This window comes from Pseudomonas sp. OV226 (assembly GCF_003148705.1).
Classification (GTDB): Bacteria; Pseudomonadota; Gammaproteobacteria; order Pseudomonadales; family Pseudomonadaceae; genus Aquipseudomonas.
On the sequence record NZ_QGGS01000004.1, the window covers coordinates 476,366 to 501,010 of the forward strand.

Consider the following 24,645-nt stretch of genomic DNA (forward strand, 5'->3'; position numbering starts at 1 on the left):
GGTTGGACCGAGCTTGCCGGGTCTTTGCTGCAATGAACAGTCTCAGGCACAAATCGCAGGCACAAAAAAACCGCTCGAAAGCGGTTTTTTTGCTGAAGATGTGGGCTTATTTCAGGCCGGACATCTTCTGGATGGCGCCTTTGAGCTCGGCGTCCGCGCAATCGGCGCAGGTGCCTTTTGGCGGCATTGCGTTGAGGCCGGAGATCGCCTTTGCGAGCAGGCCGTCAACACCGCCTTCCTTCTTGGCACGCTCGCCCCACGCTGCGGCGTCACCGATTTTCGGTGCGCCCAACAGGCCAGTGCCGTGGCAAGCGTTGCAATGTTTTGCAATCACCTCGTCAGGGGTTTTGGCACCGCCACCACCGCCAGCAGAGGCAGCAACTTCCATCCCCTTGCACTCTTTGCCCTGAACGCAAACCTGGCCGACTGGCTCAAGGCGTTTGGCAATATCGTCGTTCGTCGCAGCTTGAGCGCTGACAGCCCAAAGGGCCAATACGGTTGCTGGTACAGCCAGCATTTTCATAATTAGATTCACGCGTTCACCCTCAATGGTGGCTAGTCACGCCTACGGCCACGGTTCGCAGGCGGGCGCAAGTATAGCGGTAAGCCCGCCACACTGAAACAACCCCAAAGTCGAAGGGGTCTTATGCTGCAGCGGAAAAACTGCCTGGGTGCCTCGGCCTGACTGGCAGGGCGCCTTCTTTACTTAGAAATTCGCCGGTGTCGCTGCGCTGATTAGTCGCGCCGGCGCATCGAACGGATTACGGAAACGATGCGGCTTGGTACTCTCAAAGTAGTAGCTATCGCCGGCTTCGAGCACAAAAGTTTCAAGCCCGACCACCAGTTCCAGCCGACCCTCCACCAAAATGCCGGTCTCCTCGCCCTCATGGGTGAGCATCTCGTCACCGGTATCGGCGCCTGGCGGGTAGATTTCATTCAGAAAGGCGATGGCCCGGCTCGGATGAGCACGGCCGACCAGTTTCATGGTCACTGCGCCATCGGAAATATCGATCAGTTCGTTGGCTTTGTAGACGATCTGCGTCGGTTTTTCCTGCAGGATTTCTTCAGAAAAGAACTCGACCATGGACATGGGAATCCCGCCCAGTACTTTGCGCAGCGAACTGATCGAGGGGCTGACGCTGTTCTTCTCGATCATCGAAATCGTGCTGTTGGTGACACCCGCGCGCTTGGCGAGCTCACGCTGCGAAAGGCCTTTGAGCTTACGGATGGATTGCAGTCGTTCACCGACGTCCAATGCTTGCGCCTCCAGGGATTCAGGTTGTAGGAATATTGAGCGTTATCATGGCGACAGCGTTCAGTATTTACAACACTTGGACCTGAATCCTGTGGGACGAGGCGACTTCCGGTGTGGACCGCTGGGTGTCAGCCCTCGGAATAGAGCAGTGGCACCCGGCGCAGGTTGCAGAAGATCTGATAAGGAATCGTGTCCGCGGCCGCCGCCACGTCGCTGGCGAGGATGTTTTTACCCCACAACTCGACGGTCGAACCGAGACCGGCTTGCGGTACATCGGTCAGGTCGATGCAGAGCATGTCCATCGACACGCGGCCGATCAACTGGCTGCGCTGCCCGGCCACCAGCACCGGCGTACCGGTGGGCGCCTGACGCGGATAGCCGTCGGCATACCCCATGGCCACCACCCCCACACGCATCGGCTTGGGTGTAATGAATTTCGCACCGTAACCAATCGGTTCACCGGCCGGCAGTTCACGCACACTGATCACTTTCGATTCCAGCGTCATCACCGGTTGCAGGCGTGAGGCGACTGCGTTGGCTTCTTCAAATGGCGTCGCGCCATACAGCATGATGCCCGGACGCACCCAATCGCTCGGAATCTGCGGCCAACCCAGCACCGCCGGCGAATTGCGCAGGCTGATCTCTGCCGACAAACCCTGGCGCGCGGCTTCAAATACCGCGACCTGCTCGGCGCTGGACTGCTCGTGCAGTTCATCGGCCCGGGCGAAGTGGCTCATCAATACAACCTTTGCCACCTTGCCGCTGGCCAGCAGCCGTTGATAGGCCGCCTGATAATCCTTTGGATGCAAGCCCACCCGATGCATGCCCGAATCCAGCTTCAGCCAGACGGTGATCGGCTTGCTCAGCGAAGCTTTCTCGATGGCTTCAAGCTGCCAGAGCGAATGCACCACACACCAGAAATCATGCTCGACAATCAGCGACAACTCGTCAGCTTCGAAGAACCCTTCCAGCAGCAGGACCGGCGCACGAATGCCCGCGGAACGCAGCTCCAGCGCTTCCTCGATGCAGGCCACGGCAAAACCGTCTGCCTCGACTTCCAGCGCCTGGGCGCAACGCACTGCGCCATGGCCGTAGGCATCGGCCTTGATCACCGCGAGGGCCTTGGCCCCGGTGATTTCACGGGCGATTCGGTAGTTGTGACGCAGGGCTTGAAGGTCGATCAGGGCACGGGCAGGACGCATGGCGGCAGACTTCTGGTCGGGTCATTGGGGAAGAAAAACCGGCGCTGGCTGACAGCATCAACCGCCAACAGCACCGGGAGAGGGATCTTTCTGAGCTACTGGTTTCAGATCAATTATGGCAGAGCGGCTACAACCGACAGCTCAACCAGGATCTCCGGTTCACACAGTTTCGATTCAACCGTGGCACGCGCGGGTGCGACGCCTTTTGGCAGCCACTGGTCCCATACCGCGTTCATGCCTTCGAAGTGTGCATCAATGTCTTTCAGGTAAATCGTGACCGACAACAGGTGGTTCTTGTCAGTACCGGCCAGATCGAGCAAACGCTCGATGTTGGCAAGGGTCTCACGGGTCTGCTGTTCAATCCCGGCGCTCAAGTCATCGCCGACTTGCCCGGCCAGATACACGGTGCCGTTGTGGCTGACGATCTGACTCATGCGCTCATTGGTGAGCTGGCGCTGGACTGACATGCTTTGCGGACTCCTGGGTCTTATTGCCATAACGGGAAATATCGAGGCCTTCGGCGCTGATCTGCGGCGTTCTTTTCGCCATCAGGTCAGCCAGCAAGCGACCGGAGCCACAAGCCATGGTCCAGCCGAGTGTGCCGTGACCGGTGTTCAGGAACAGGTTCTTGAACGGTGTCGCGCCAACGATCGGCGTGCCGTCCGGGGTGGTCGGACGCAGACCGGTCCAGAAACTGGCCTGGGCCAGATCGCCGCCCTGAGGATAAAGGTCGTTGACGATCATCTCCAGGGTTTCGCGCCGACGCGGGTTCAGCGACAGGTCAAAACCGGCGATCTCCGCCATGCCGCCGACGCGGATGCGGTTGTCGAAACGGGTGATCGCGACCTTGTAGGTCTCGTCGAGAATGGTCGAGGTCGGGGCCATGGCCGGGTTGGTGATCGGCACGGTCAGCGAGTAACCCTTGAGCGGGTACACCGGCGCCTTGATCCCCAGCGGCTTGAGCAATTGCGGCGAGTAGCTGCCGAGCGCCAGCACGTAGCGGTCAGCGGTTTCCAACTTGCCGTCGATCCACACGCCGTTGATGCGATCACCGGCGTAGTCGAGCTTCTGAATGTCCTGGCCGAAGCGGAATTCCACACCCAGTTTCACCGCCATTTCGGCCAAGCGGGTGGTGAAGATCTGGCAGTCGCCGGTCTGGTCGTTCGGCAGGCGCAGGGCGCCGGCGAGGATGTCGGTGACGCTGGCCAGCGCCGGCTCAACGCGGGCAATGCCGGCGCGGTCGAGCAGTTCGAACGGTACGCCGGACTCTTTCAGCACCGCGATGTCTTTGGCGGCGCCATCCAGTTGAGCTTGGGTGCGGAACAGTTGCGTCGTGCCCAGGCTACGGCCTTCATAGGCAATGCCGGTTTCAGCGCGGAGTTCGTCGAGGCAGTCACGGCTGTACTCGGACAGGCGGACCATGCGCTCCTTGTTCACCGCGTAACGGCTGGCGGTGCAGTTGCGCAGCATCTGCGCCATCCACAGGTACTGATCGATATCGGCAGTGGCCTTGATCGCCAGCGGTGCGTGGCGCTGCAACAGCCATTTGATGGCTTTGAGCGGCACACCCGGCGCCGCCCACGGCGAGGCATAACCCGGCGAAACCTGGCCGGCGTTGGCGAAACTGGTCTCCATGGCAGCGGCCGGCTGACGGTCCACCACCACCACTTCAAACCCGGCCCGAGCCAGATAATAAGCACTGGCGGTACCGATGACGCCGCTACCCAAGACCATAACGCGCATTTTCATATCCCTCATCGCGGCTGACCGCTGACGTGTGTTGTATTCAAACAGTGATGAGCGCAGTGTAAAAAAGATTTGCCAGTGATTTTCACTATATAAGCGGCTATATTTGGCGACAATTCTCGGCAAAAACCCTTTTCACGGAGGCGCATCCCCTATGCGTACCAACACCCAGACCAAACGGGAGCTGGACAAGATCGATCGCAACATCTTGCGGATCCTGCAAGCGGACGGACGTATCTCCTTCACGGAACTGGGGGAAAAGGTCGGGCTCTCGACCACGCCCTGTACGGAGCGGGTCCGGCGTCTGGAGCGCGAAGGGATCATCATGGGCTACAACGCCCGGCTCAATCCGCAACACCTGAAGGGTAGTCTCCTGGTGTTCGTCGAGATCAGTCTCGACTACAAATCCGGCGATACTTTCGAAGAGTTCCGACGTGCAGTGCTGAAATTGCCCCATGTACTGGAATGCCACCTGGTGTCAGGGGATTTCGACTATCTGGTGAAGGCGCGGATTTCCGAGATGGCCTCGTACCGCAAACTGCTGGGCGATATCCTGCTCAAGTTGCCGCATGTGCGCGAATCCAAGAGCTACATCGTGATGGAAGAGGTGAAAGAGAGCTTGAGCCTGCCGATTCCGGATTGACCCTCCACTGATCGTTCCCATGCTCCGCGTGGGAATGCAGCCCGGGATGCTCTGCGTCCCATCCAAAGCCGAACGCAGAGCGTCCGAAGAGGCATTCCCACGCAGAGCGTGGGAACGATCAAACGAGAACTTGGCGGGTACTGGCCATGTACTCATGAATCTGCTTCTCCACCCGTGGATGAATCAGTTCCACTGGCGCCCGCCCATTCGGGCATGGCAGCGTCTTGGTGGTGCCGAACAACCGGCAGATCAGCGGTCGCTCGTCATAGACCGTGCAGCCGTTGGGCCCCAGGTGAACGCAATTGAGTTCATCCATCGCCGCATCCTGCTCGGCGCGGGTCTTGCGCGGCAGGCGGGACATTTCTTCCGGCGAGGTCGTCACCGGCCCACAGCAGTCATGGCAGCCGGGCACACACTCGAACGACGGAATCTGCTGGCGCAGTGTGCGTATTTTCTGACTGTTGCAGCTCATTGAAGCGGTGACCAAAAGCGAAATAGAGCGCGATTCTGAAGCAAAGGCGCCGATCCATACAGCAGCAGCCGACCAATGTTGCCCGCATCCGAAGGTCCGGCTTATGCTCCGTCAAATTTTCCAAACGCCAGAATCGGGAATACGCCCATGAATGCCGGTGCTCAGCAATCCGCCCCAGGCCACCAGCACACCGCCTCTTATTACGCCGCCAGCAGCCTGCCGCAGCCTGACTATCCGGCGCTCAACGGTGACCTGGTAGCGGATGTGTGCGTGGTCGGCGGCGGGTTTTCCGGGCTGAACACGGCGCTTGAACTGGCGGAGCGTGGCTTGAGTGTCATCCTGCTTGAAGCCCACAAGATTGGCTGGGGTGCCAGCGGACGCAATGGCGGGCAGTTGATTCGCGGTGTCGGCCATGGCCTGGACCAGTTCGCCAACGTGATCGGTGCGGACGGCGTGCGTCAGATGAAACTCATGGGCCTTGAGGCGGTGGAAATCGTCCGCCAGCGTGTCGAACGCTTTCAGATCCCTTGCGACCTGACCTGGGGTTACTGCGACCTGGCCAACAAGCCACGCGACCTCGAAGGCTTCGCCGAAGACGCCGAAGAGCTGCGCGGCCTCGGTTACCGCTATGAAACCCGCCTGCTGCAAGCCAATGAAATGCACACGGTGGTGGGCTCCGACCGTTACGTTGGCGGCCTGATCGACATGGGCTCAGGGCATTTGCACCCACTGAACCTGGCACTGGGCGAAGCGGCCGCCGCCCAGCAATTGGGGGCGCTGTTGTTTGAACAGTCGGCGGTCTCCCGCATCGATTACGGCCCCGAAATCAAAGTCCACACGGCCCAGGGCTCGGTCCGCGCCAAGACTCTGGTACTGGGCTGCAACGCCTACCTCAACCAACTCAACCCTGAACTCAGCGGCAAGGTCCTGCCGGCCGGCAGCTACATCATTGCCACCGAACCCTTGAGCAAAGAACAGGCGCACGCCCTGCTGCCGCAGAACATGGCGGTCTGCGATCAGCGGGTGGCGCTCGATTACTATCGCCTCTCGGCAGACCGGCGCCTGCTGTTTGGGGGCGCCTGTCACTATTCAGGCCGTGATCCGAAAGACATCGCGGCGTACATGCGACCGAAGATGCTGGACGTCTTCCCGCAACTGGGCGCGGTGAAAATCGACTATCAATGGGGCGGGATGATCGGCATCGGCGCCAACCGGCTGCCGCAGATCGGCCGACTTAAAGACCAGCCCAACGTGTATTACGCCCAGGCCTATTCCGGTCATGGGGTAAATGCCACGCATCTGGCCGGCCAGTTGCTGGCCGAGGCGATCAGTGGCCAGCACAGCGGCGGGTTCGATCTGTTTGCCAAGGTGCCGCACATCACCTTCCCTGGCGGCAAACATTTGCGTTCACCGTTGTTGGCGTTGGGGATGCTTTGGCATCGGCTTAAAGAGTTGGCCTGAGGGGTCTTCGGTGCCAGCACAGACGCCATCGCGGGCAAGCCCGGCTCCTAGTTAATCTGCGCACGACACAAAACTGTAGGAGCCGGGCTTGCCCGCGATGAGGCCCGAAAGAACACCACAGATCAGATCCGCCAGAAAGGCTTGAGCCCCTCCTCCCGCGCCTGCTCCGGAGACAGCCCCACATCCCTGAGCTGCTCCGGCGTCAGCGCCAGCAACGCCTTGCGCGTGTGCAGACGATGCCAGAACAGACCCCAGCGACTCAGGCCGGACGGCGCATTGCGCATCAGCGCCTCACGTGTACCGTTTTCCTGCCCTCTCGCCAGTTCCTGACTGTGTAACGTCAGCCGCACATCGCTCAAGCCGTTCATTTTGATTGCTCCTGTTTACTTGGGTAGCCAGAGCTTTCATGATGCGTGGACGACGAAAAGCATTACAGATTCAACACACAAGTATTAATTCCATACAGATTTTACGATTCAGCGTCTGAATCCCAGTTTTTTGCCCGATCTGTATTGGTTAACCGAATCACCCACACCGAGACTGCACCATGACCCTTTACGTCAACCTCGCCGAGTTGCTCGGCACGCGTATCGAACAGGGCTTCTATCGCCCCGGTGACCGGCTGCCCTCGGTGCGGGCGTTGAGTGTCGAACATGGCGTCAGCCTGAGCACTGTTCAGCAGGCTTATCGCGTCCTGGAAGACAGTGGCCTGGCGACGCCGAAACCCAAGTCGGGCTACTTCGTGCCGGTGGGTCGTGAACTGCCGGAGCTGCCGGCCATCGGGCGCCCGGCCCAGCGACCGGTGGATATTTCGCAATGGGACCAGGTGCTGGAGCTGATCCGCGCGGTGCCACGCAAAGATGTGGTGCAACTGGGTCGCGGCATGCCGGACATCACCACCCCGACCATGAAACCGCTGCTGCGCAACCTCGCGCGTATCAGCCGCCGACAAGACATGCCCGGTCTGTATTACGACAACATTCACGGCACCCTCGAACTGCGCGAACAGATTGCACGCCTGATGCTCGACTCCGGTTGCCAGTTGAGCGCCAGCGATCTGGTGGTCACGACAGGCTGCCATGAAGCGCTCTCCACCAGCATTCGGGCCATCTGCGAGCCGGGGGACATTGTGGCGGTGGACTCGCCGAGCTTTCACGGCGCCATGCAGACCCTGAAGGGGCTGGGCATGAAAGCCCTGGAGATTCCCACCGACCCACTCACCGGCATCAGCCTCGATGCGCTGGAACTGGCCCTGGAACAGTGGCCGATCAAAGTCATACAGTTGACCCCCAACTGCAACAACCCACTGGGCTACATCATGCCGGAGTCGCGCAAACGTGCGTTGTTGACGCTGGCACAGCGTTTCGATGTGGCGATTATCGAGGACGATGTGTATGGCGAACTGGCCTACACCTACCCTCGGCCACGCACGATCAAATCCTTCGACGAGGACGGTCGCGTCCTGCTGTGCAGTTCGTTTTCCAAAACCCTGGCCCCCGGATTGCGCATCGGTTGGGTAGCCCCCGGCCGTTACCTGGAACGGGTGCTGCACATGAAATACATCAGCACTGGCTCCACCGCGCCACAACCGCAGATTGCGATTGCCGAGTTTCTCAAGGCGGGGCACTTCGAACCGCATTTGCGGCGGATGCGCACGCAATACCAGCGCAATCGCGACGTGATGATCGACTGGGTCACGCGCTACTTCCCGGCCGGCACCCGCGCCAGTCGCCCACAAGGCAGCTTCATGCTGTGGGTTGAGCTGCCGGAAAGCTTCGACACCCTGAAACTGAATCGCGCCCTGCATGATCAAGGCGTACAGATTGCCGTCGGCAGCATCTTTTCCGCGTCGGGCAAGTACCGCAACTGTCTGCGCATGAACTACGCTGCCAAGCCAACACCGCAGATCGAAGAAGCGGTGCGCAAGGTCGGCGCCCTGGCGATCACACTGTTAGCGGAAACTGACAGCATCTCTGACTGACTTTTCTCGGAAACCCAGCGTCCATATGCCGACACCTGCCGCCAATCGGAACGATCCTACGTGAGAGTCAGACAGTCCCTGCTCGCTCTTCTGCTATTCGCCTCGTTCCTCAGCGGCTGCGCCAGCGTTGACGTTCAGCGCCATCCGAGCCAGGCGCTGCCGGCCAGCGACTCGGCGTTCGGTCGCTCGGTCCAGGCGCAGGCCGCGCCTTATCAGGGTCGCTCGGGCTTCCGCCTGCTGTCCGACAGCACCGAGGCCTTCACCGCCCGCGCCGAACTGATCCGCAACGCACAAAGCAGCCTCGATTTGCAGTACTACATCGTGCATGACGGCATCAGCACGCGGATGCTGGTAGAAGAACTGCTCAAGGCTGCCGACCGTGGCGTGCGGGTGCGCATTCTGCTCGATGACACCACCAGCGACGGCCAGGATCAAATCATCGCGACCCTCGCGGCGCACCCGAAAATCCAGATCCGCGTGTTCAACCCGTTGCATTTGGGGCGCAGCTCCGGCGTGACGCGAACCGTGGGCCGCCTGTTCAACCTGTCGCTGCAACATCGGCGCATGCACAACAAACTGTGGCTGGCGGACAACAGCATGGCGATCGTGGGTGGGCGCAATCTGGGCGACGAGTACTTCGACGCCGAGCCCAACATGAATTTCACCGACATCGACATGCTCAGCGTCGGCCCGGTGGCCGAACAGCTGGGACACAGTTTCGATCAGTACTGGAACAGCGCGCTGAGCAAGCCGATCGAGCAATTCCTGTCCAGCAAACCGACGGCCAAGGACCTGCAAAACACCCGGACCCGCCTGGAGGAGTCGCTGGATGAATCGCGCAAGCAGAACCATGCGCTGTATCAGCAATTGATGACCTTCAAGACGCACCCGCGCCTGGACATCTGGCGCCGAGAACTGATCTGGGCCTGGAATCAGGCGTTATGGGACGCACCGAGCAAGGTGTTGGCCGATGGAGAGCCAGATCCGCAACTATTGCTGACGACACAACTGGCACCTGAAATGAAGGGCGTCAGCAAAGAGCTGGTCATGCTCTCGGCTTACTTCGTGCCCGGCCAGCCAGGCCTGGTGTACCTGACCGGTCGCGCCGATGCCGGTGTGTCCGTGAGCTTGCTGACCAACTCACTGGAAGCCACGGACGTGCCGGCCGTGCATGGCGGGTATGCGCCCTATCGCAAGGCATTACTGGAACACGGCGTGAAGTTGTTCGAGCTGCGCCGCCAGCCGGGTGCGGGCGGAGGCAGCGGCAGTGGGCCACACTTTTTCGGACGCCCGACTTACTCGGGCTCCGACTCCAGCCTGCACAGCAAGGCCATTGTCTTCGACCAACAGAAGTCCTTCGTCGGCTCGTTCAATTTCGATCCGCGCTCAGTGCTGTGGAACACCGAAGTCGGCGTGTTGGTGGACAGTCCCGAGCTGGCCACCCATGTGCGCGATTTGGCAATGCAGGGCATGGCGCCACCGTTGAGCTATGAGGCGAAACTGGAGGATGACCGGGTGGTCTGGGTCACCGAAGATGACGGCCAGTTGCACACCCTGACCAAAGAACCGGGGAGCTGGTGGCGGCGGTTCAACGCATGGATGAGCACCACCGTCGGCCTGGAGCGGATGCTCTAGCGGGCGATAAAAATCTCTGTAGGAGTCAGGCAGGTTCGGCAACCGTGCCAAACGCACCCTGGCGCATCAGCAGAATCACCAAGCCGAATGCCCCGGCCGCCATCAGCAACGGCAACGCATGCCCACTGATCCACTGGCTGCCGGCACCCGCCGCCAATGGCCCGACCAGGCAACCGATCCCCCACAGCTGCGCGATATGGGCATTGGCGCGCACCAGCGCATCGTCGCGATAACGCTCGCCGATCAGGATCAGTGACAAGGTGAACAAGCCGCCCGCACTGGCGCCGAACAACACCCACAACGGCCAGATCAGCAGCGTGTCGATCAGCAATGGAATCGCCAGGCTCGACAACAGCAAGACCACGGCGCAGCCCGTGAACAGCGTGCGTCGGGACAATCGATCCGCCAGCGCACCAATCGGCAGCTGCAACAACGCATCACCGACCACCACGGTACTGACCATCGCCAGGGCAATCTCCGTGGTGAAACCTTGACGCAGGCAGTACACCGGCAACAACGTCAGGATCATCGCCTCGAACGCGGCGAACAACGACACCGCCCAGGCAATCGCCGGCAGGCCACGACAGAAAACCCACAAGTCGCCGAACGTCACGCCACTCGCTTCGCTGCTGGGCGCGCCGCTGCGACCCAACAACAGGAACGGTGCCGCCGTCAGCAAGCCAACACCGACCCAGAATCCGTAATCGTGTTCAGTGCCCAGAACACCCAGCAGCACAGGCCCGGCAAGCTGGCTCAGGGCATAGCTGCAGCCATACAGCGCAACCAGCCGCCCGCGCCACTCTTCCACCACGAGTTGGTTGATCCAGCTTTCACCGAGAATAAAGACCAGCGTCAGAATGACTCCGATCATCAGCCGCAACACCAGCCAGATCGGATAGCTCGGCAACAGCGCGAGCAAGCCGATGGACAACGCCCCGGCCCACAGGCACAGACGCATCAGATTGGCCGTGCCCAGACGCGCGGCCAGATGACTGGAGACTTTCGCCCCCAGCAACACGCCAATGGCCGGCATCGCCGCCATCACGCCGATGGCGAATGAGTCGTAGCCCCAGCTTTCCAGGCGAAACGACACCAGCGGCATGCTGACGCCCAAGGCCAGGCCGACACTCAAGACAGACGCCAACACGGCGAAATAAGTCGCCCAACGCATGTTCCACGCTCCTGTGGATATTTTCATGTACAACACAAAACACTGTGGGAGCGAGCTTGCTCGCGATAACGGTTTCACATTCAACAATGACGTCGACTGTCAGACCGCTATCGCGAGCAAGCTCGCTCCCACAGGGGATCTTCGTTGTGCCGGGCCCCGGTCTCGGGGCCCGCTACTGATTACAACTTGATCCAGGTCGCCTTCAGCTCGGTGTACTTGTCGAACGCGTGCAGCGACTTGTCGCGGCCGTTACCCGACTGCTTGAAGCCACCGAACGGAGCGGTCATGTCGCCGCCGTCGTACTGGTTAACCCAAACACTGCCGGCGCGCAGTGCGCGGGCGGTCAGGTGAGCCTTGGAGATGTCCTTGGTCCACACCGCAGCGGCGAGGCCGTATGGCGTGTCGTTGGCAATCGCAACGGCTTCTTCGGCAGTGTCGAAAGCAATGACCGACAACACCGGGCCAAAGATTTCTTCCTGGGCGATTTTCATCGCGTTGCTCACACCGTCGAAAATCGTTGGCTCAACGTAAGTGCCACCGGTTTCCTGGAGCGTGCGCTTGCCACCGGCCACCAGTTTGGCGCCGTCGGCATGACCCGACTCAATATAGGACAGCACAGTGTTCATCTGCTGGGTATCGACCAGCGCGCCGACGTTGGTCGCCGGGTCCAGCGGGTTGCCTGGCTTCCAGGTTTTCAGGGCCTCGATCACCAGTGGCAGGAATTTATCCTTGATCGAACGCTCCACCAGCAGGCGCGAACCGGCGGTGCAGACTTCACCCTGGTTGAAGGCGATGGCGCCGGCAGCGGCTTCGGCCGCTTCCTGCAGGTTTGGTGCATCGGCGAACACGATGTTCGGGCTCTTGCCGCCGGCTTCGAGCCAGACGCGCTTCATATTCGACTCGCCTGAGTAGATCAGCAGTTGCTTGGCGATTTTGGTCGAACCGGTGAACACCAGTGTGTCGACATCGTTATGCAGGGCCAGGGCCTTGCCGACGGTGTGACCGTAACCTGGCAGCACGTTCAGCACGCCTTTCGGGATACCGGCTTCAACGGCCAGCGCAGCGATACGAATGGCGGTCAGCGGCGATTTTTCCGACGGTTTTAGGATCACCGAGTTACCGGTCGACAGCGCCGGGCCGAGTTTCCAGCACGCCATCATCAGCGGGAAGTTCCACGGCACGATGGCGCCGACAACGCCAACCGGCTCGCGCGTCACCAGGCCGAGCTGATCGTGCGGGGTGGCGGCGACTTCGTCGTAAATCTTGTCGATGGCTTCGCCGCTCCAGCTCAGGGCTTGCGCCGCGCCGGGAACGTCGATGTACAGGGAATCGCTGATTGGCTTGCCCATGTCCAGGGTTTCCAGCAGCGCCAGCTCTTCAGCATTCTGCTTCAACAGGCCGGCGAAACGAATCATGGTGGCTTTGCGTTTGGTCGGCGCCAGGCGCGACCAGACACCGGAATTGAAGGTGGCGCGGGCGTTTTCAACCGCGCGCTGGGCGTCGGCGGCGTCACAGCTGGCAATCTTGCCCAGCAGACGGCCATCGACCGGGCTGATGCACTCGAAGGTCTCGGCGGAGACAGCGTCGGTGTATTCACCATTGATGTAAGCGCGGCCTTCGATCTTCAGATCGCGAGCCCGTTGTTCCCAATCGGCACGAGTCAGGGTGGTCATTCGAGTGTCCTCCTCTTATTGAATACGAACGCTGCGCGGTCTTCGCGGGCGCTGTCAGGAATTCTGCCCGGCCAGCCTGCTTTTCGGCCCAAGGCAACCCCCACCCTAAACCAGCGGCAGGTGAAGTTTCAATATATTTGACATAAGGCCGTCAAACGGCCTTGCGATGTTCATTTTAATAAACATAGACTTTGGGCTTTTCAGGCAATCACGGGAAATTACAACAATGAATATCCAGGATGTCGTCGACTTCAGCCAAGCCACGACAGCGCCCGAGCGCTATCGACCGGACCCGGTGAAAATCCTCAAGGGCGACCCGGAACAAGCGGTGTACAACCACTACAACAGCCCGTGCGGGCAGTTGAATGCTGGCGTTTGGGAAGGCGACGTCGGGCAATGGACGGTGAACTTCACCGAACACGAGTACTGCGAAATCGTTCAAGGGGTTTCGGTGCTGCGCGATAACGATGGCAACAGCAAAACCCTGCGCGCGGGTGACCGCTTCGTGATTCCTGCCGGGTTCCGCGGCACTTGGGAAGTGCTGGAGCCGTGCCGCAAGATTTATGTGGCGTTTGAACAGAAAGCTTGAGGATTTAGATTGTCTGGGCCGACGCTTTCGCGAGCAGGCTCGGTCCCACAGGTTTTGTAATCGACACAGATTTCTGTAGGAGCATGGCTTGCCCGCGATGAGGCCCTGACAGGCCCCACAAAACTCAGGACACAAAAAAGGCCCGTATCTCGCGATACGGGCCTTTTTCGTAAGAGAGAAAAATCAATTACTTGATTTTGCCTTCTTTGTAGATCACGTGCTTGCGAACAACCGGATCAAATTTCTTGATCTCGATTTTGTCCGGGGTAGTACGCTTGTTCTTGTCGGTAGTGTAGAAGTGACCAGTACCGGCGCTCGAAATCAAACGAATCAATTCACGCATGATTAGCTCCCTTAGATCTTGCCGGCTTTGCGGATTTCGGCCAGCACGACAGTGATGCCACGCTTGTCGATGATACGCATGCCTTTGGCAGATACGCGCAGACGCACGAAACGTTTCTCTTCTTCAACCCAGAAGCGGTGATGCTGCAGGTTCGGCAGGAAACGACGACGGGTTTTGTTGTTTGCGTGGGAAATGTTATTCCCAGTCACCGGACCCTTACCGGTAACTTGACATACTCTCGACATGCCTCAGCCCTCTAAAACCACATGCCCAACCCGGCATGGGTTGGCCGCTTAATCTCTCAGTCATTTGGCGCCAGGCGCCGCGTTTCTTTAGAGGTCTTACCGGCTACACCTACAGTGAAGGAACCGGGCCCCTAGAAAAGAGCGCTGCTTTATACCAGAAAGACTGAAGAGCAACAACATTCCGTGTGCACAGACCTGATAAAAACCCCGTTTTTCGGGCCACGAGCGCCTTGGATAAAGGCTATCGTGGCTAAAGACCGCTCGTCGCAGAGAATCGGTCAAACCGCCCATTCAGGATTTTTCTCAGCCGGTGCGCACTGAAATCAATCGCACATACTCCCCTTAAAATGAAAAAGGGGATAGTCATTTGCAAAAGAGCCCACTAGGGTAAGCCTTTTCCAGACTGCACTTGCAGATGGGCCTTCGATCTGTAAAGGAATCCGACCATGCGCCTCGCTGCCCTACCGTTGTTGCTCGCCCCTCTCCTGCTGAGCCCACTGGCCCATGCCGCGGCGCTTAGCGTCTGCACCGAGGCCAGCCCCGAAGGGTTCGACGTGGTGCAATACAACTCGCTGACCACCACCAACGCCTCGGCCGACGTGCTGATGAACCGCCTGGTGGATTTCGACACGGCCAGCGGCAAAGTGGTCCACAGCTTGGCGGACAGCTGGGAGGTCACACCCGACGGCCTGACGTATGTGTTCAAACTGCGTCCGGACGTGAAATTCCACACTACTGAATACTTCAGCCCGACGCGCGAACTGACCGCTGAAGACGTAATCTTCAGCTTCGAGCGCATGCTCGACCCGGCCAACCCTTGGCACCAAGTGGCCCAGAGTGGCTTCCCCCACGCGCAATCGATGCAGTTGCCGGCACTGATCAAGAAAATCGACGCGCTGGACCCGCTGACCGTGCGTTTCACCCTCGACCACCCGGATTCGACGTTCCTCGCCACATTGAGCATGGGGTTCGCCTCGATCTATTCCGCCGAGTATGCCGACAAGCTGATGAAGGCCGGCGCTGCCGAGAAGCTCAACAGCCAGCCTATCGGCACCGGCCCATTCGTGTTCACGCGTTTCCAGAAAGACGCCTCGATTCGCTACAAGGCCAACCCGGATTACTTCCGCGGCAAGCCTTCGGTGGACCCTCTGGTCTTCGCAATCACCCCGGACGCCAACGTGCGCCTGCAGAAATTGCGGCGCAACGAATGCCAGATCGCCCTGTCACCCAAACCTCTGGACGTACAGGCCGCGCTGAAAGAGCCGACGCTTAAAGTCGAAAAGACTGACGCCTTCATGACCGCGTTCGTTGGCATCAACAGCCAGCATCCACCGCTGGACAAGCCGGAAGTGCGCCAGGCGATCAACCTCGCCTTCGATAAGGCCAACTACATCAAAGCCGTGTTCGAGGACACCGCCGAGCCCGCCAACGGCCCCTACCCGCCGAACACCTGGAGCTACGCCAAAGGCCTGCCGGGTTACCCGCACGACGTTGCAAAGGCCAAGGCGTTGATGGCCAAGGCCGGGCTCAAGGACGGCTTCCAGACCACCATCTGGACCCGTCCTTCCGGCAGCTTGCTGAACCCCAATCCCAGCCTCGGCGCGCAATTGCTGCAATCCGATCTGGCGGAAATCGGCATTCAGGCCGAAATCCGCGTGATCGAATGGGGCGAACTGATCCGCCGCGCCAAGGCCGGCGAGCACGACCTGCTGTTCATGGGCTGGGCTGGCGACAACGGCGACCCGGATAACTTCCTTACGCCGCAGTTTTCCTGCGCGGCGGTCAAGTCCGGGACCAACTTCGCACGGTACTGCAATCAGGATCTGGACAAGCTGATCAGCGCCGGCAAGACCACCGGCGAGCAAGGCGTGCGCACCAAGCTCTACGAACAGGCGCAGGCTCAGATTCAGCAACAGGCGCTGTGGTTGCCGCTGGCACACCCGACGGCGTTTGCGCTGACGCGTAAGGATGTCGAGGGTTACTCCGTTAGTCCGTTTGGCCGCCAGGATTATTCGAAGGTAGTCCTCAAACCATAAGCGACAACACAAAACCTGTGGGAGCGGGCTTGCCCGCGATAGCGGACTTTCAGGCGACAACCATGTTGAATTTGCCGACGTCATCGCGGGCAAGCCCGCTCCCACAGGGACTCACTTAACTTCGACCCCCTCGCTTACATCCACCCGTACTCAGCCATCGACAGCGGCTCGCCGTCACCGATGATGAAATGGTCGAGCACCCGCACGTCAATCAAATCCAATGCCTCTTGCAGGCGTTTGGTCAGCAGCCGATCTGCCTGACTCGGATCAGGATTGCCCGACGGATGGTTGTGGCACAGGATCAACGCTGCGGCGTTGTGGGCCAACGCGCGCTTAACCACTTGCCTCGGGTAGACGCTGGTGCTGTCGATGGAGCCGCGAAACAGCACCTCAAAGGTCAGCACTTGATGCTTGGAATCCAGAAACAGACAGCCAAATACCTCATGAGGCTCGTGGCGCAGCATCGATTTCAGGTAATCCCGAACGGCCTGCGGGTTCTCCAACGCTGACTTTTGACGTGCGCGCTCGGCCAAATGCCTCCGGCCCATCTCCTGCGCTGCTTGCAACTGAGCGAATTTCGCTGGCCCGAGCCCCAATTGCCTGCTGAAGGCGACCTGATCGGCCTCAAGCAATGAGCGCAGGCTGCCAAACTGATTCAGCAGGTGTCGCGCCAGATCCACCGCGCTTTTACCTGAAACGCCAGTGCGTAAAAAAATCGCCAGCAACTCTGCGTCCGAAAGACTTGCCGAGCCCAACTCCAACAACCTCTCCCGCGGCCGCTCCGCCGCCGGCCAATCACGAATACTCATAGCACCTTCCCTGTCTGTGGGCGCCGCTGTTCCATTGCGGTCGCTGTGATATCGTAGCCCATCTTTTTTGCGGGCGATTTCACTCCTGGGGAGGGGGTATCGCCCTGCTGTCATCAACGAAATGAAAGGCAGACCTATGCAGCGGCTGTATCGGAAACGCATCGTTCTGGGCGTCGGCGGCGGCATCGCTGCCTACAAGAGCGCCGACCTGGTTCGCCGCCTGATGGACCAGGGCGCCGAAGTGCGCGTGGTCATGACCCGTGGCGGTGCCGAGTTCATCACCCCGCTGACCATGCAGGCCCTGTCCGGGCACCCTGTGCACCTGGACCTGCTGGACCCGGCAGCCGAAGCGGCGATGGGCCACATCGAGCTGGCCAAATGGGCAGACCTGGTGCTGATCGCCCCGGCGACCGCCGACCTGATCGCGCGCCTGGCCCAAGGCATCGCCAACGACCTGTTGACCACGCTGGTGCTGGCCACCGACGCCGTGGTCGCCGTTGCCCCGGCGATGAACCAGGCCATGTGGCGCGATCCGGCGACCCAGGCCAACCTGCAAATCCTCGAAAGCCGCGACATCAAAACCTTCGGCCCGGCCTCCGGCAGCCAGGCCTGTGGCGACGTTGGCCTGGGCCGTATGCTCGAAGCCACCGACCTTGCCCAGTGCGCGGCGGACTGTTTCCAGCGCCAGGCGCTGACTGGCAAACACGTGCTGATCACCGCCGGTCCGACCCAGGAAAACATCGACCCGGTGCGCTACATCACCAACCACAGCTCCGGGAAAATGGGCTTTGCCCTGGCCGAAGCCGCGGTGGAAGCCGGCGCCCGCGTGACCTTGATCACCGGCCCGGTGCACCTGCCAACGCCGGATCGCGTTACGCGTATTGACGTAGTCAGTGCCCGCGACATGCTCGCCGCGTGCGAAGCCGCGATCCCTTGCGACCTGTTCATCGCCTCGGCAGCGGTCGCGGACTACCGTCCGGAAGTGGTCGCCCCACAGAAACTCAAGAAAGACCCTACGAACGGCGACGGCTTGTTGCTACAAATGGTGCGCAACCCGGACATCCTGGCCACCATCGCCACACGCCCCGACCGCCCGTTCAGTGTCGGTTTTGCCGCCGAGACCGAACACCTGCTCGATTACGCTGCCCGCAAGTTGAAAGACAAAAACCTCGATTTGATCGTCGCCAACGACGTCGCCAACCCGAGCATTGGCTTCAACAGCGAAGAAAACGCCTGCAGCGTGATCGACCGTGAGCTTCACGCCACACTTTTCGCCCAGACCAGCAAGAGCAAAATTGCTCGCCAGCTGATCACTTTTATCGCCGAACGTCTGAACCAGGTTTAATTTACATGCACGCTTTGCAAGCCAAGATCCTCGACCCTCGCATCGGTACTGAATTCCCGCTGCCGCAATACGCCACGCCCGGCTCCGCTGGCCTCGACCTGCGCGCCATGCTGGAAAAAGACATCGTGATAAAACCGGGTGAAACCGTGCTGATCCCCACCGGCCTGTCGGTTTACATCGGCGACCCGGGCCTGGCCGCGCTGATCCTGCCGCGCTCGGGCCTGGGCCATAAGCACGGGATCGTGCTGGGTAACCTGGTCGGCTTGATCGACTCCGATTACCAGGGCCCATTGATGGTGTCCTGCTGGAACCGTGGCCAGACCGATTTCACCATGGTCATTGGCGAGCGTCTGGCCCAGCTGGTTCTGGTGCCTGTGGTGCAAGCGCATTTCGAGATGGTCGAAGAATTCGTCGAAACCCAGCGCGGCACGGGCGGTTTCGGTCACTCCGGTAGCCACTGATCAAAAAACAGGCAACAGTGTGGTGAGGGGCTTGCTCCCTCGCCCCATTTGCTCTGAAAGTTGAACATTCATCTGGAAGGTTTACCGCTGAAAATCAAGGCATTGGCCGGCCAAATCACCGCTGACGTCACTGGCATGGCCTTTTCGCACCACGAACTCTCTGTGGAAAACACCGTCATACCCTTCAGTTTGAGCCTGCCGACGAATGATTCGCCGGTCTGTCCAGCCACTTTCGAGATGGAGCATTTCCACAGATGAACAGCCCAGCCCACATCGCCCCCAAGTTCCCCGACAGCATTTTCCGCGCCTACGATATCCGCGGCACTGTCCCGGAATTTCTGAATGCTGAAACGGCCTACTGGCTCGGCCGTGCCATCGGCGCCCAAAGCCTGGCTCAGGACGAACCCAATGTTTCGGTTGGCCGTGACGGCCGCCTGTCTGGCCCGGAACTGGTCGAGCAACTGATCAAGGGGCTGGTCGACGCCGGCTGCCAGGTCAGCGACGTTGGCCTGGTACCAACGCCGGCGCTGTATTACGCCGCCAACGTGCTGGCGGGCAAGTCCGGCGTGATGTTGACCGGCAGCCACAACCCGTCGAACTACAACGGCTTCAAGATCGTCATCGCCGGCGATACGCTGGCCAACGAACAGATCCAGGCCCTGCACGACCGCCTCAAGACCAACAACCTGAGCAGCGGCAAAGGCAGCGTCACCAAGGTCGACATTCTCGACCGCTATAACACCGAAATCGTCCAGGACATCAAACTGGCCCGCCGCCTGAAAGTCGTCGTGGACTGCGGCAACGGCGCGGCCGGCGTGATCGCCCCGCAACTGATCGAAGCGCTGAACTGCGAAGTCATCCCGCTGTTCTGCGAAGTCGACGGCAACTTCCCCAACCACCACCCGGACCCGGGCAAGCCTGAAAACCTCGTGGACCTGATCGCCAAGGTCAAGGAAACCAATGCCGACCTGGGCCTGGCCTTCGACGGCGATGGCGACCGCGTTGGCGTGGTGACCAACACCGGCAGCATCGTCTACCCGGACCGCCTGCTGATGCTGTTCGCCCGCGACGTTGTAGCGCGCAACCCGGATGCGGAAATCATCTTCGACGTCAAATGCACCCGCCGCCTGGTTCCGCTGATCAAGGAATACGGTGGTCGGCCGCTAATGTGGAAGACCGGTCACTCGCTGATCAAAAAGAAAATGAAACAATCCGGCGCACTGCTGGCCGGCGAAATGAGCGGGCACATCTTCTTCAAGGAGCGCTGGTTCGGTTTCGACGACGGCATTTACAGCGCCGCGCGGTTGCTGGAGATCCTCAGCAAGGAAAAATCATCGGCCGAAGAGCTGTTTGCGACCTTCCCGAACGATATTTCTACGCCGGAAATCAATATCCATGTGACCGAAGAGAGCAAATTCAGCATCATTGATGCATTGCACGATGCGACGTGGGGCGAAGGCGCTGACCTGACCACCATCGACGGCGTGCGAGTCGACTACGCCAAAGGCTGGGGCCTGGTGCGCGCATCCAACACCACACCGGTGCTGGTGCTGCGCTTCGAGGCCGATGACGAGGCTGAATTGCAGCGCATCAAGGACGTGTTCCATGTCCAGTTGAAGCGTGTTGCACCTGATCTCCAACTACCGTTCTGATTCACCCGGAGCCCTGAATGACCCTCGAACGCGAAGCCGCCGCCAACACCGCCAAGGTCCTGTCCGAAGCGCTGCCTTATATTCGCCGCTATGTCGGCAAGACACTGGTGATCAAATACGGCGGTAACGCGATGGAAAGCGAGGAGCTGAAAACCGGCTTCGCCCGCGACATCGTGTTGATGAAAGCTGTGGGTATCAACCCGGTGGTGGTTCACGGTGGCGGCCCGCAAATCGGCGACCTGCTCAAGCGCCTGTCGATCGAGAGCCACTTTGTCGATGGCATGCGCGTCACCGACGCCGCGACCATGGACGTGGTGGAAATGGTGTTGGGCGGCCAGGTCAACAAGGACATCGTCAACCTGATCAACCGTCACGGCGGCAGCGCCATCGGCCTGACCGGTAAAGACGCCGAGCTGATTCGTGCGAAGAAGCTCACCGTCACCCGCCAGACCCCAGAGATGACCCAGCCGGAAATCATCGACATCGGCCACGTCGGCGAAGTGGTCGGCATCAACACTGACCTGCTGAACCTGCTGGTTAAAGGTGACTTCATCCCGGTGATCGCGCCGATTGGCGTCGGCGCCAACGGTGAGTCGTACAACATCAACGCTGACCTGGTGGCCGGTAAAGTGGCCGAAGCACTGAAAGCTGAAAAGCTGATGCTGCTGACCAACATCGCTGGCCTGATGGACAAATCCGGGACGGTCCTGACCGGCCTGACCACCCAACAGGTCGACGATCTGATCGCCGACGGCACCATCTACGGCGGCATGCTGCCGAAAATCCGTTGCGCGCTGGAAGCGGTACAAGGCGGCGTGGGCAGCTCGCTGATCATCGATGGTCGCGTGCCTAACGCGATCCTGCTGGAAATCTTCACCGATACCGGCGTGGGCACCTTGATCAGCAATCGCAAGCGCCCTTAAGCGATTGCGAATACAAAAAGACCCCGCTCAGCCTGGCTGAGCGGGGTCTTTTTTTATCCACCAATACCTGTAGGAACAAGGCTTGCCCGCGATGAACGATAACGCGGTGCATCAGAGACACCACGGCGTATCAATCGTGGGCAAGCCATGCTCCTACAGATCGGCGTCTCAGACGCCGAATTGGGCGCGGTAGGCTTCTACGGCTGGCAGGTGCTGCTTGAGCTGCGGATCGTCTGCCAGGAATTCCAGCACCTGGTTCAGCGACACAATGCTGATGACCGGGATACCGAAGTCACGCTCGACTTCCTGGATTGCCGACAACTCGCCGTTGCCACGCTCCTGACGGTTCAGGGCGATCAGCACGCCCTTGGCCTTGGCGCCGTCCTGGGAAGCGATGATCTGCATCACCTCACGAATCGCGGTCCCTGCAGTGATCACGTCATCGATGATCAACACATCGCCGGTCAGCGGTGCGCCGACCAGGCTACCGCCTTCGCCGTGGGCCTTGGCTTCTTTGCGATTGAAGCACCATGGCAGATCACGGTCATGATGCTCAGCCAGGGCCACCGCAGTGGTCGCCGCCAACGGGATGCCTTTGTAGGCAGGGCCAAACAGCACGTCGAACGAAATGCCGCTCTCGACGATGGCTGCCGCGTAGAAGCGACCCAGCTGTGCAAGTGCCGAACCCGAGTTGAACAGGCCGGCATTGAAGAAGTAAGGACTGGTACGCCCGGACTTCAGGGTGAACTCACCGAAGCGCAAAACGCCGCGATCGATGGCAAAACGAATGAAATCGCGCTGATACGCTTGCATGCAAAAAACCCCAAATACCACGGATTTAGCTAATTAGGTTGACGCCGTGTATCATACACGCACGCGATTTTTGGGGCCATTTATGCGGATCATCAGTGTGAACGTCAATGGTATTCAGGCTGCAGTCGAGCGTGGTTTGCTCAGTTGGCTGCAAGCACAGAATGCCGACGTCATCTGCCTGCAGGACACCCGCGCCTCCGCCTTTGAACTGGACGATCCAGCCTTCCAACTGGATGGCTACTTCCTTTATGCCTGCGATGCCGAAGTCCCCGCCCAAGGTGGCGTGGCTTTGTATTCGCGGTTGCAACCGAAGGCAGTCATCAGCGGCCTGGGCTTCGAGACAGCCGACCGCTACGGGCGTTACCTGCAAGCCGATTTCGACAAGGTCAGCATCGCGACCTTGCTGCTCCCTTCGGGGCAGAACGGCGATGAAGACTTGAACCAGAAGTTCAAGCTAATGGACGATTTCGCCCGTTATCTGGATAAACAGCGACGCAAACGTCGCGAGTACATTTACTGTGGCTCGCTGTACGTGGCGCAACAAAAGCTGGATATCAAGAACTGGCGCGACAGCCAGCAATCCCCGGGCTTCCTGGCACCTGAGCGTGCCTGGATGGACGAGATTGTCGGCAATATGGGTTATGTCGATGCCCTGCGCGAAGTCAGCCGTGAAGGTGACCAGTACAGCTGGTGGCCAGATAACGAGCAGGCTGAGATGCTCAACCTGGGCTGGCGTTTCGACTACCAGTTGCTGACCCCGGGCCTGCGCCGCTTTGTTCGCAGCGCACGCCTGCCACGTCAGCCACGGTTCTCGCAGCATGCACCGCTGATCGTGGACTACGACTGGACGCTGACTATCTAAGCGTCGATTCGCAGATGCAAAAAAGCCGACATCACTGTCGGCTTTTTTGTGGGCAACGATTTGTGCGATGGCTTACTTGATCAACCGCCAGGTAAATGGGTAACGATAGGGAAACCCTTCGTTAGCCTTCACACCCGCAATAATCGTCAGCACCAACGCGCCAATCGCCACCAGACCGAACAGGAAGAACCCTACGATCACCACCATCAACAGGAAACAGACAGTGGACGCAATGGCGACGGTGATCTGAAAGTTCAGCGCCTCCTTGCCCTGCGCATCGACGAAGGGGTCCATCTCACGTTTCATCTGCCAGAGAATCAGCGGGCCGATCAGCGTGCCGAACGGAATCCAGATCCCCAGCAAGGCGGACAAGTGACAAAACATTGCCCACTGCCGAACTTCTTTGCTCGGCGTGGGAAGCAGCTGTTGCTCGTCACTCATACCGTCCTCCTTGTCTGGTGCGGGTCCAATCAGTCGGCCAGTGCAGCCTTCTGCAGTTCGAAGATCTCGTTCATGCCTTTCTTCGCCAGTTCCAGCATAGCGTTCAGCTCTTCAGGCTGGAACGGTGCGCCTTCGGCAGTGCCCTGAACTTCGATGAAACCGCCAGTACTGGTCATCACCACGTTGAGGTCGGTCTCGGCAGCCGAGTCTTCCAGGTAGTCGAGGTCGAGCACTGGTTCGCCCTGATACATACCCACCGAAACGGCAGCGATCATTTGCTTGAGCGGGTCGCCGCCTTTCAGGCCGCCGCGCTTCTTGATCACTTTCAAGGCATCGACCAGCGCAACCATGGCACCGGTGATGGACGCGGTACGGGTGCCGCCGTCAGCCTGGATCACGTCGCAGTCGACATACAGGGTCACGTCGCCCAGCTTGGACATGTCCAGCGCCGCGCGCAGGGAACGACCGATCAAACGCTGGATTTCCAGGGTACGGCCGCCTTGCTTGCCACGGCTCGCTTCACGCTGGTTACGCTCGCCGGTGGCGCGCGGCAGCATGCCGTACTCGGCGGTCAACCAGCCTTGGCCCTGACCTTTGAGGAAACGCGGCACGCCGTTTTCGACGCTGACGGTGCAGATGACTTTGGTGTCACCGAACTCGACCAGTACAGAACCCTCGGCGTGTTTGGTGTAGTTGCGGGTAATGCGGATCGAGCGGAGCTGATCGGCAACGCGACCACTTGGACGTTTCATAGGGAATACCTGTACGGGGACGGAAAACTGCGGAGCATTATAGAGCCGTCGGCCACGACTGGGCACTTCTAAAAAATCTGGCCGACGACCGAAGGCCCTGAACAGCGCTTTACCGACGGCCTGCCGCCTTTTGTC

At 59.9% G+C, this 24,645-nt stretch carries 25 protein-coding genes and 1 pseudogene; 11 read left to right on the forward strand and 15 right to left on the reverse strand.

The window, feature by feature from the left end:
• Nucleotides 1-106 precede the first annotated feature (106 nt).
• The 5 genes from C7534_RS10735 to dadA form a co-directional block, all read right to left on the reverse strand.
• Nucleotides 107-523, reverse strand: a complete 417-nt coding sequence (locus C7534_RS10735; RefSeq protein ID WP_033053381.1) for a c-type cytochrome — start codon at nt 521-523, stop codon at nt 107-109.
• A 183-nt stretch (nt 524-706) separates the two neighbouring features.
• On the reverse strand, nt 707-1,255 hold the full coding sequence (locus tag C7534_RS10740; RefSeq protein ID WP_007947433.1) for a cupin domain-containing protein: 549 nt from the start codon (nt 1,253-1,255) through the stop codon (nt 707-709).
• 128 nt (nt 1,256-1,383) lie between these two features.
• A complete protein-coding gene (gene alr, locus C7534_RS10745) occupies nt 1,384-2,457 on the reverse strand; it encodes an alanine racemase (protein ID WP_109785730.1) in 1,074 nt (357 codons plus the stop codon).
• A 113-nt stretch (nt 2,458-2,570) separates the two neighbouring features.
• Nucleotides 2,571-2,924, reverse strand: a complete 354-nt coding sequence (locus C7534_RS10750) for a RidA family protein (protein WP_109785731.1) — start codon at nt 2,922-2,924, stop codon at nt 2,571-2,573.
• Complete coding sequence (dadA, locus tag C7534_RS10755; protein WP_109785770.1) at nt 2,896-4,200, reverse strand: D-amino acid dehydrogenase; 1,305 nt, start codon at nt 4,198-4,200, stop codon at nt 2,896-2,898. The genes C7534_RS10750 and dadA overlap by 29 nt, the downstream gene beginning before the upstream one ends.
• Before the next feature lie 157 nt (nt 4,201-4,357).
• On the opposite strand from dadA, the gene C7534_RS10760 reads away from it, so the two are divergent.
• Nucleotides 4,358-4,846 (forward strand): Lrp/AsnC ligand binding domain-containing protein, encoded by a 489-nt coding sequence (locus C7534_RS10760; RefSeq protein ID WP_003177284.1) that lies wholly within the window; start codon nt 4,358-4,360, stop codon nt 4,844-4,846.
• 118 nt (nt 4,847-4,964) lie between these two features.
• On the opposite strand, the gene C7534_RS10765 is transcribed toward C7534_RS10760, so the two are convergent.
• Complete coding sequence (locus tag C7534_RS10765; RefSeq protein WP_109785732.1) at nt 4,965-5,318, reverse strand: YkgJ family cysteine cluster protein; 354 nt, start codon at nt 5,316-5,318, stop codon at nt 4,965-4,967.
• Between the two features lie 147 nt (nt 5,319-5,465).
• Between C7534_RS10765 and C7534_RS10770 the strand changes: the two genes are divergently transcribed.
• Nucleotides 5,466-6,779 (forward strand): NAD(P)/FAD-dependent oxidoreductase, encoded by a 1,314-nt coding sequence (locus C7534_RS10770; protein WP_109785733.1) that lies wholly within the window; start codon nt 5,466-5,468, stop codon nt 6,777-6,779.
• A gap of 122 nt (nt 6,780-6,901) precedes the next feature.
• Here the strand turns inward: C7534_RS10770 and C7534_RS10775 are convergent, their stop codons facing one another.
• Complete coding sequence (locus C7534_RS10775) at nt 6,902-7,147, reverse strand: DUF1127 domain-containing protein (protein ID WP_109785734.1); 246 nt, start codon at nt 7,145-7,147, stop codon at nt 6,902-6,904.
• A gap of 179 nt (nt 7,148-7,326) precedes the next feature.
• On the opposite strand from C7534_RS10775, the gene C7534_RS10780 reads away from it, so the two are divergent.
• The gene (locus C7534_RS10780) at nt 7,327-8,760 is read left to right on the forward strand and encodes an aminotransferase-like domain-containing protein (RefSeq protein ID WP_109785735.1); all 1,434 of its coding nucleotides are present in this window, start codon (nt 7,327-7,329) and stop codon (nt 8,758-8,760) included.
• A 60-nt stretch (nt 8,761-8,820) separates the two neighbouring features.
• Nucleotides 8,821-10,395 (forward strand): phospholipase D family protein, encoded by a 1,575-nt coding sequence (locus tag C7534_RS10785; RefSeq protein ID WP_109785736.1) that lies wholly within the window; start codon nt 8,821-8,823, stop codon nt 10,393-10,395.
• Nucleotides 10,396-10,420: 25 nt separating this feature from the next.
• On the opposite strand, the gene C7534_RS10790 is transcribed toward C7534_RS10785, so the two are convergent.
• Together C7534_RS10790 and C7534_RS10800 are read right to left on the reverse strand one after the other, a co-directional pair.
• Nucleotides 10,421-11,566 carry an MFS transporter gene (locus C7534_RS10790; protein WP_046030660.1) on the reverse strand — a complete coding sequence of 382 codons (1,146 nt, stop codon included), beginning with the start codon at nt 11,564-11,566 and terminating at the stop codon, nt 10,421-10,423.
• Between the two features lie 179 nt (nt 11,567-11,745).
• Complete coding sequence (locus C7534_RS10800; RefSeq protein WP_109785738.1) at nt 11,746-13,239, reverse strand: aldehyde dehydrogenase; 1,494 nt, start codon at nt 13,237-13,239, stop codon at nt 11,746-11,748.
• 226 nt (nt 13,240-13,465) lie between these two features.
• Here C7534_RS10800 and C7534_RS10805 point away from each other — a divergent pair, with 226 nt between their 5' ends.
• A complete protein-coding gene (locus C7534_RS10805; RefSeq protein ID WP_109785739.1) occupies nt 13,466-13,828 on the forward strand; it encodes a cupin domain-containing protein in 363 nt (120 codons plus the stop codon).
• A gap of 187 nt (nt 13,829-14,015) precedes the next feature.
• Here C7534_RS10805 and rpmG read toward each other — a convergent pair whose 3' ends face one another.
• Nucleotides 14,016-14,171, reverse strand: a complete 156-nt coding sequence (gene rpmG / locus C7534_RS10810) for a 50S ribosomal protein L33 (protein ID WP_007894709.1) — start codon at nt 14,169-14,171, stop codon at nt 14,016-14,018.
• A gap of 11 nt (nt 14,172-14,182) precedes the next feature.
• The gene (gene rpmB, locus C7534_RS10815) at nt 14,183-14,416 is read right to left on the reverse strand and encodes a 50S ribosomal protein L28 (RefSeq protein WP_007894701.1); all 234 of its coding nucleotides are present in this window, start codon (nt 14,414-14,416) and stop codon (nt 14,183-14,185) included.
• 446 nt (nt 14,417-14,862) lie between these two features.
• Between rpmB and C7534_RS10820 the strand changes: the two genes are divergently transcribed.
• Nucleotides 14,863-16,452: an ABC transporter substrate-binding protein gene (locus C7534_RS10820; RefSeq protein WP_109785740.1), complete on the forward strand. Its 1,590-nt coding sequence runs from the start codon at nt 14,863-14,865 to the stop codon at nt 16,450-16,452.
• Between the two features lie 134 nt (nt 16,453-16,586).
• Here C7534_RS10820 and radC read toward each other — a convergent pair whose 3' ends face one another.
• On the reverse strand, nt 16,587-17,261 hold the full coding sequence (gene radC, locus C7534_RS10830; protein WP_046030672.1) for a RadC family protein: 675 nt from the start codon (nt 17,259-17,261) through the stop codon (nt 16,587-16,589).
• Between the two features lie 136 nt (nt 17,262-17,397).
• Between radC and coaBC the strand changes: the two genes are divergently transcribed.
• The 4 genes and pseudogenes from coaBC (at nt 17,398) to argB (ending at nt 21,642) form a co-directional block, all read left to right on the forward strand.
• A complete protein-coding gene (gene coaBC, locus C7534_RS10835; protein ID WP_077431033.1) occupies nt 17,398-18,606 on the forward strand; it encodes a bifunctional phosphopantothenoylcysteine decarboxylase/phosphopantothenate--cysteine ligase CoaBC in 1,209 nt (402 codons plus the stop codon).
• 5 nt (nt 18,607-18,611) lie between these two features.
• Complete coding sequence (dut, locus tag C7534_RS10840; protein ID WP_046030675.1) at nt 18,612-19,067, forward strand: dUTP diphosphatase; 456 nt, start codon at nt 18,612-18,614, stop codon at nt 19,065-19,067.
• Nucleotides 19,068-19,342: 275 nt separating this feature from the next.
• Nucleotides 19,343-20,719 (forward strand): annotated as a pseudogene (locus C7534_RS10850) (phosphomannomutase/phosphoglucomutase); the annotation flags it as partial.
• A gap of 17 nt (nt 20,720-20,736) precedes the next feature.
• Nucleotides 20,737-21,642, forward strand: coding sequence for an acetylglutamate kinase (gene argB, locus C7534_RS10855; protein ID WP_046030681.1), 906 nt, complete (start codon nt 20,737-20,739; stop codon nt 21,640-21,642).
• Between the two features lie 168 nt (nt 21,643-21,810).
• Here the strand turns inward: argB and pyrE are convergent, their stop codons facing one another.
• Nucleotides 21,811-22,455 carry an orotate phosphoribosyltransferase gene (pyrE, locus tag C7534_RS10860; protein ID WP_046030683.1) on the reverse strand — a complete coding sequence of 215 codons (645 nt, stop codon included), beginning with the start codon at nt 22,453-22,455 and terminating at the stop codon, nt 21,811-21,813.
• Nucleotides 22,456-22,537: 82 nt separating this feature from the next.
• Here pyrE and C7534_RS10865 point away from each other — a divergent pair, with 82 nt between their 5' ends.
• Complete coding sequence (locus C7534_RS10865; RefSeq protein ID WP_003176915.1) at nt 22,538-23,317, forward strand: exodeoxyribonuclease III; 780 nt, start codon at nt 22,538-22,540, stop codon at nt 23,315-23,317.
• A 72-nt stretch (nt 23,318-23,389) separates the two neighbouring features.
• Here C7534_RS10865 and C7534_RS10870 read toward each other — a convergent pair whose 3' ends face one another.
• Nucleotides 23,390-23,758 carry a DUF4870 domain-containing protein gene (locus C7534_RS10870; RefSeq protein ID WP_109785742.1) on the reverse strand — a complete coding sequence of 123 codons (369 nt, stop codon included), beginning with the start codon at nt 23,756-23,758 and terminating at the stop codon, nt 23,390-23,392.
• A 29-nt stretch (nt 23,759-23,787) separates the two neighbouring features.
• Entirely contained in the window at nt 23,788-24,510 is a 723-nt protein-coding gene (gene rph, locus C7534_RS10875; protein WP_046030686.1) for a ribonuclease PH, read from the reverse strand.
• Nucleotides 24,511-24,645 lie beyond the last annotated feature (135 nt).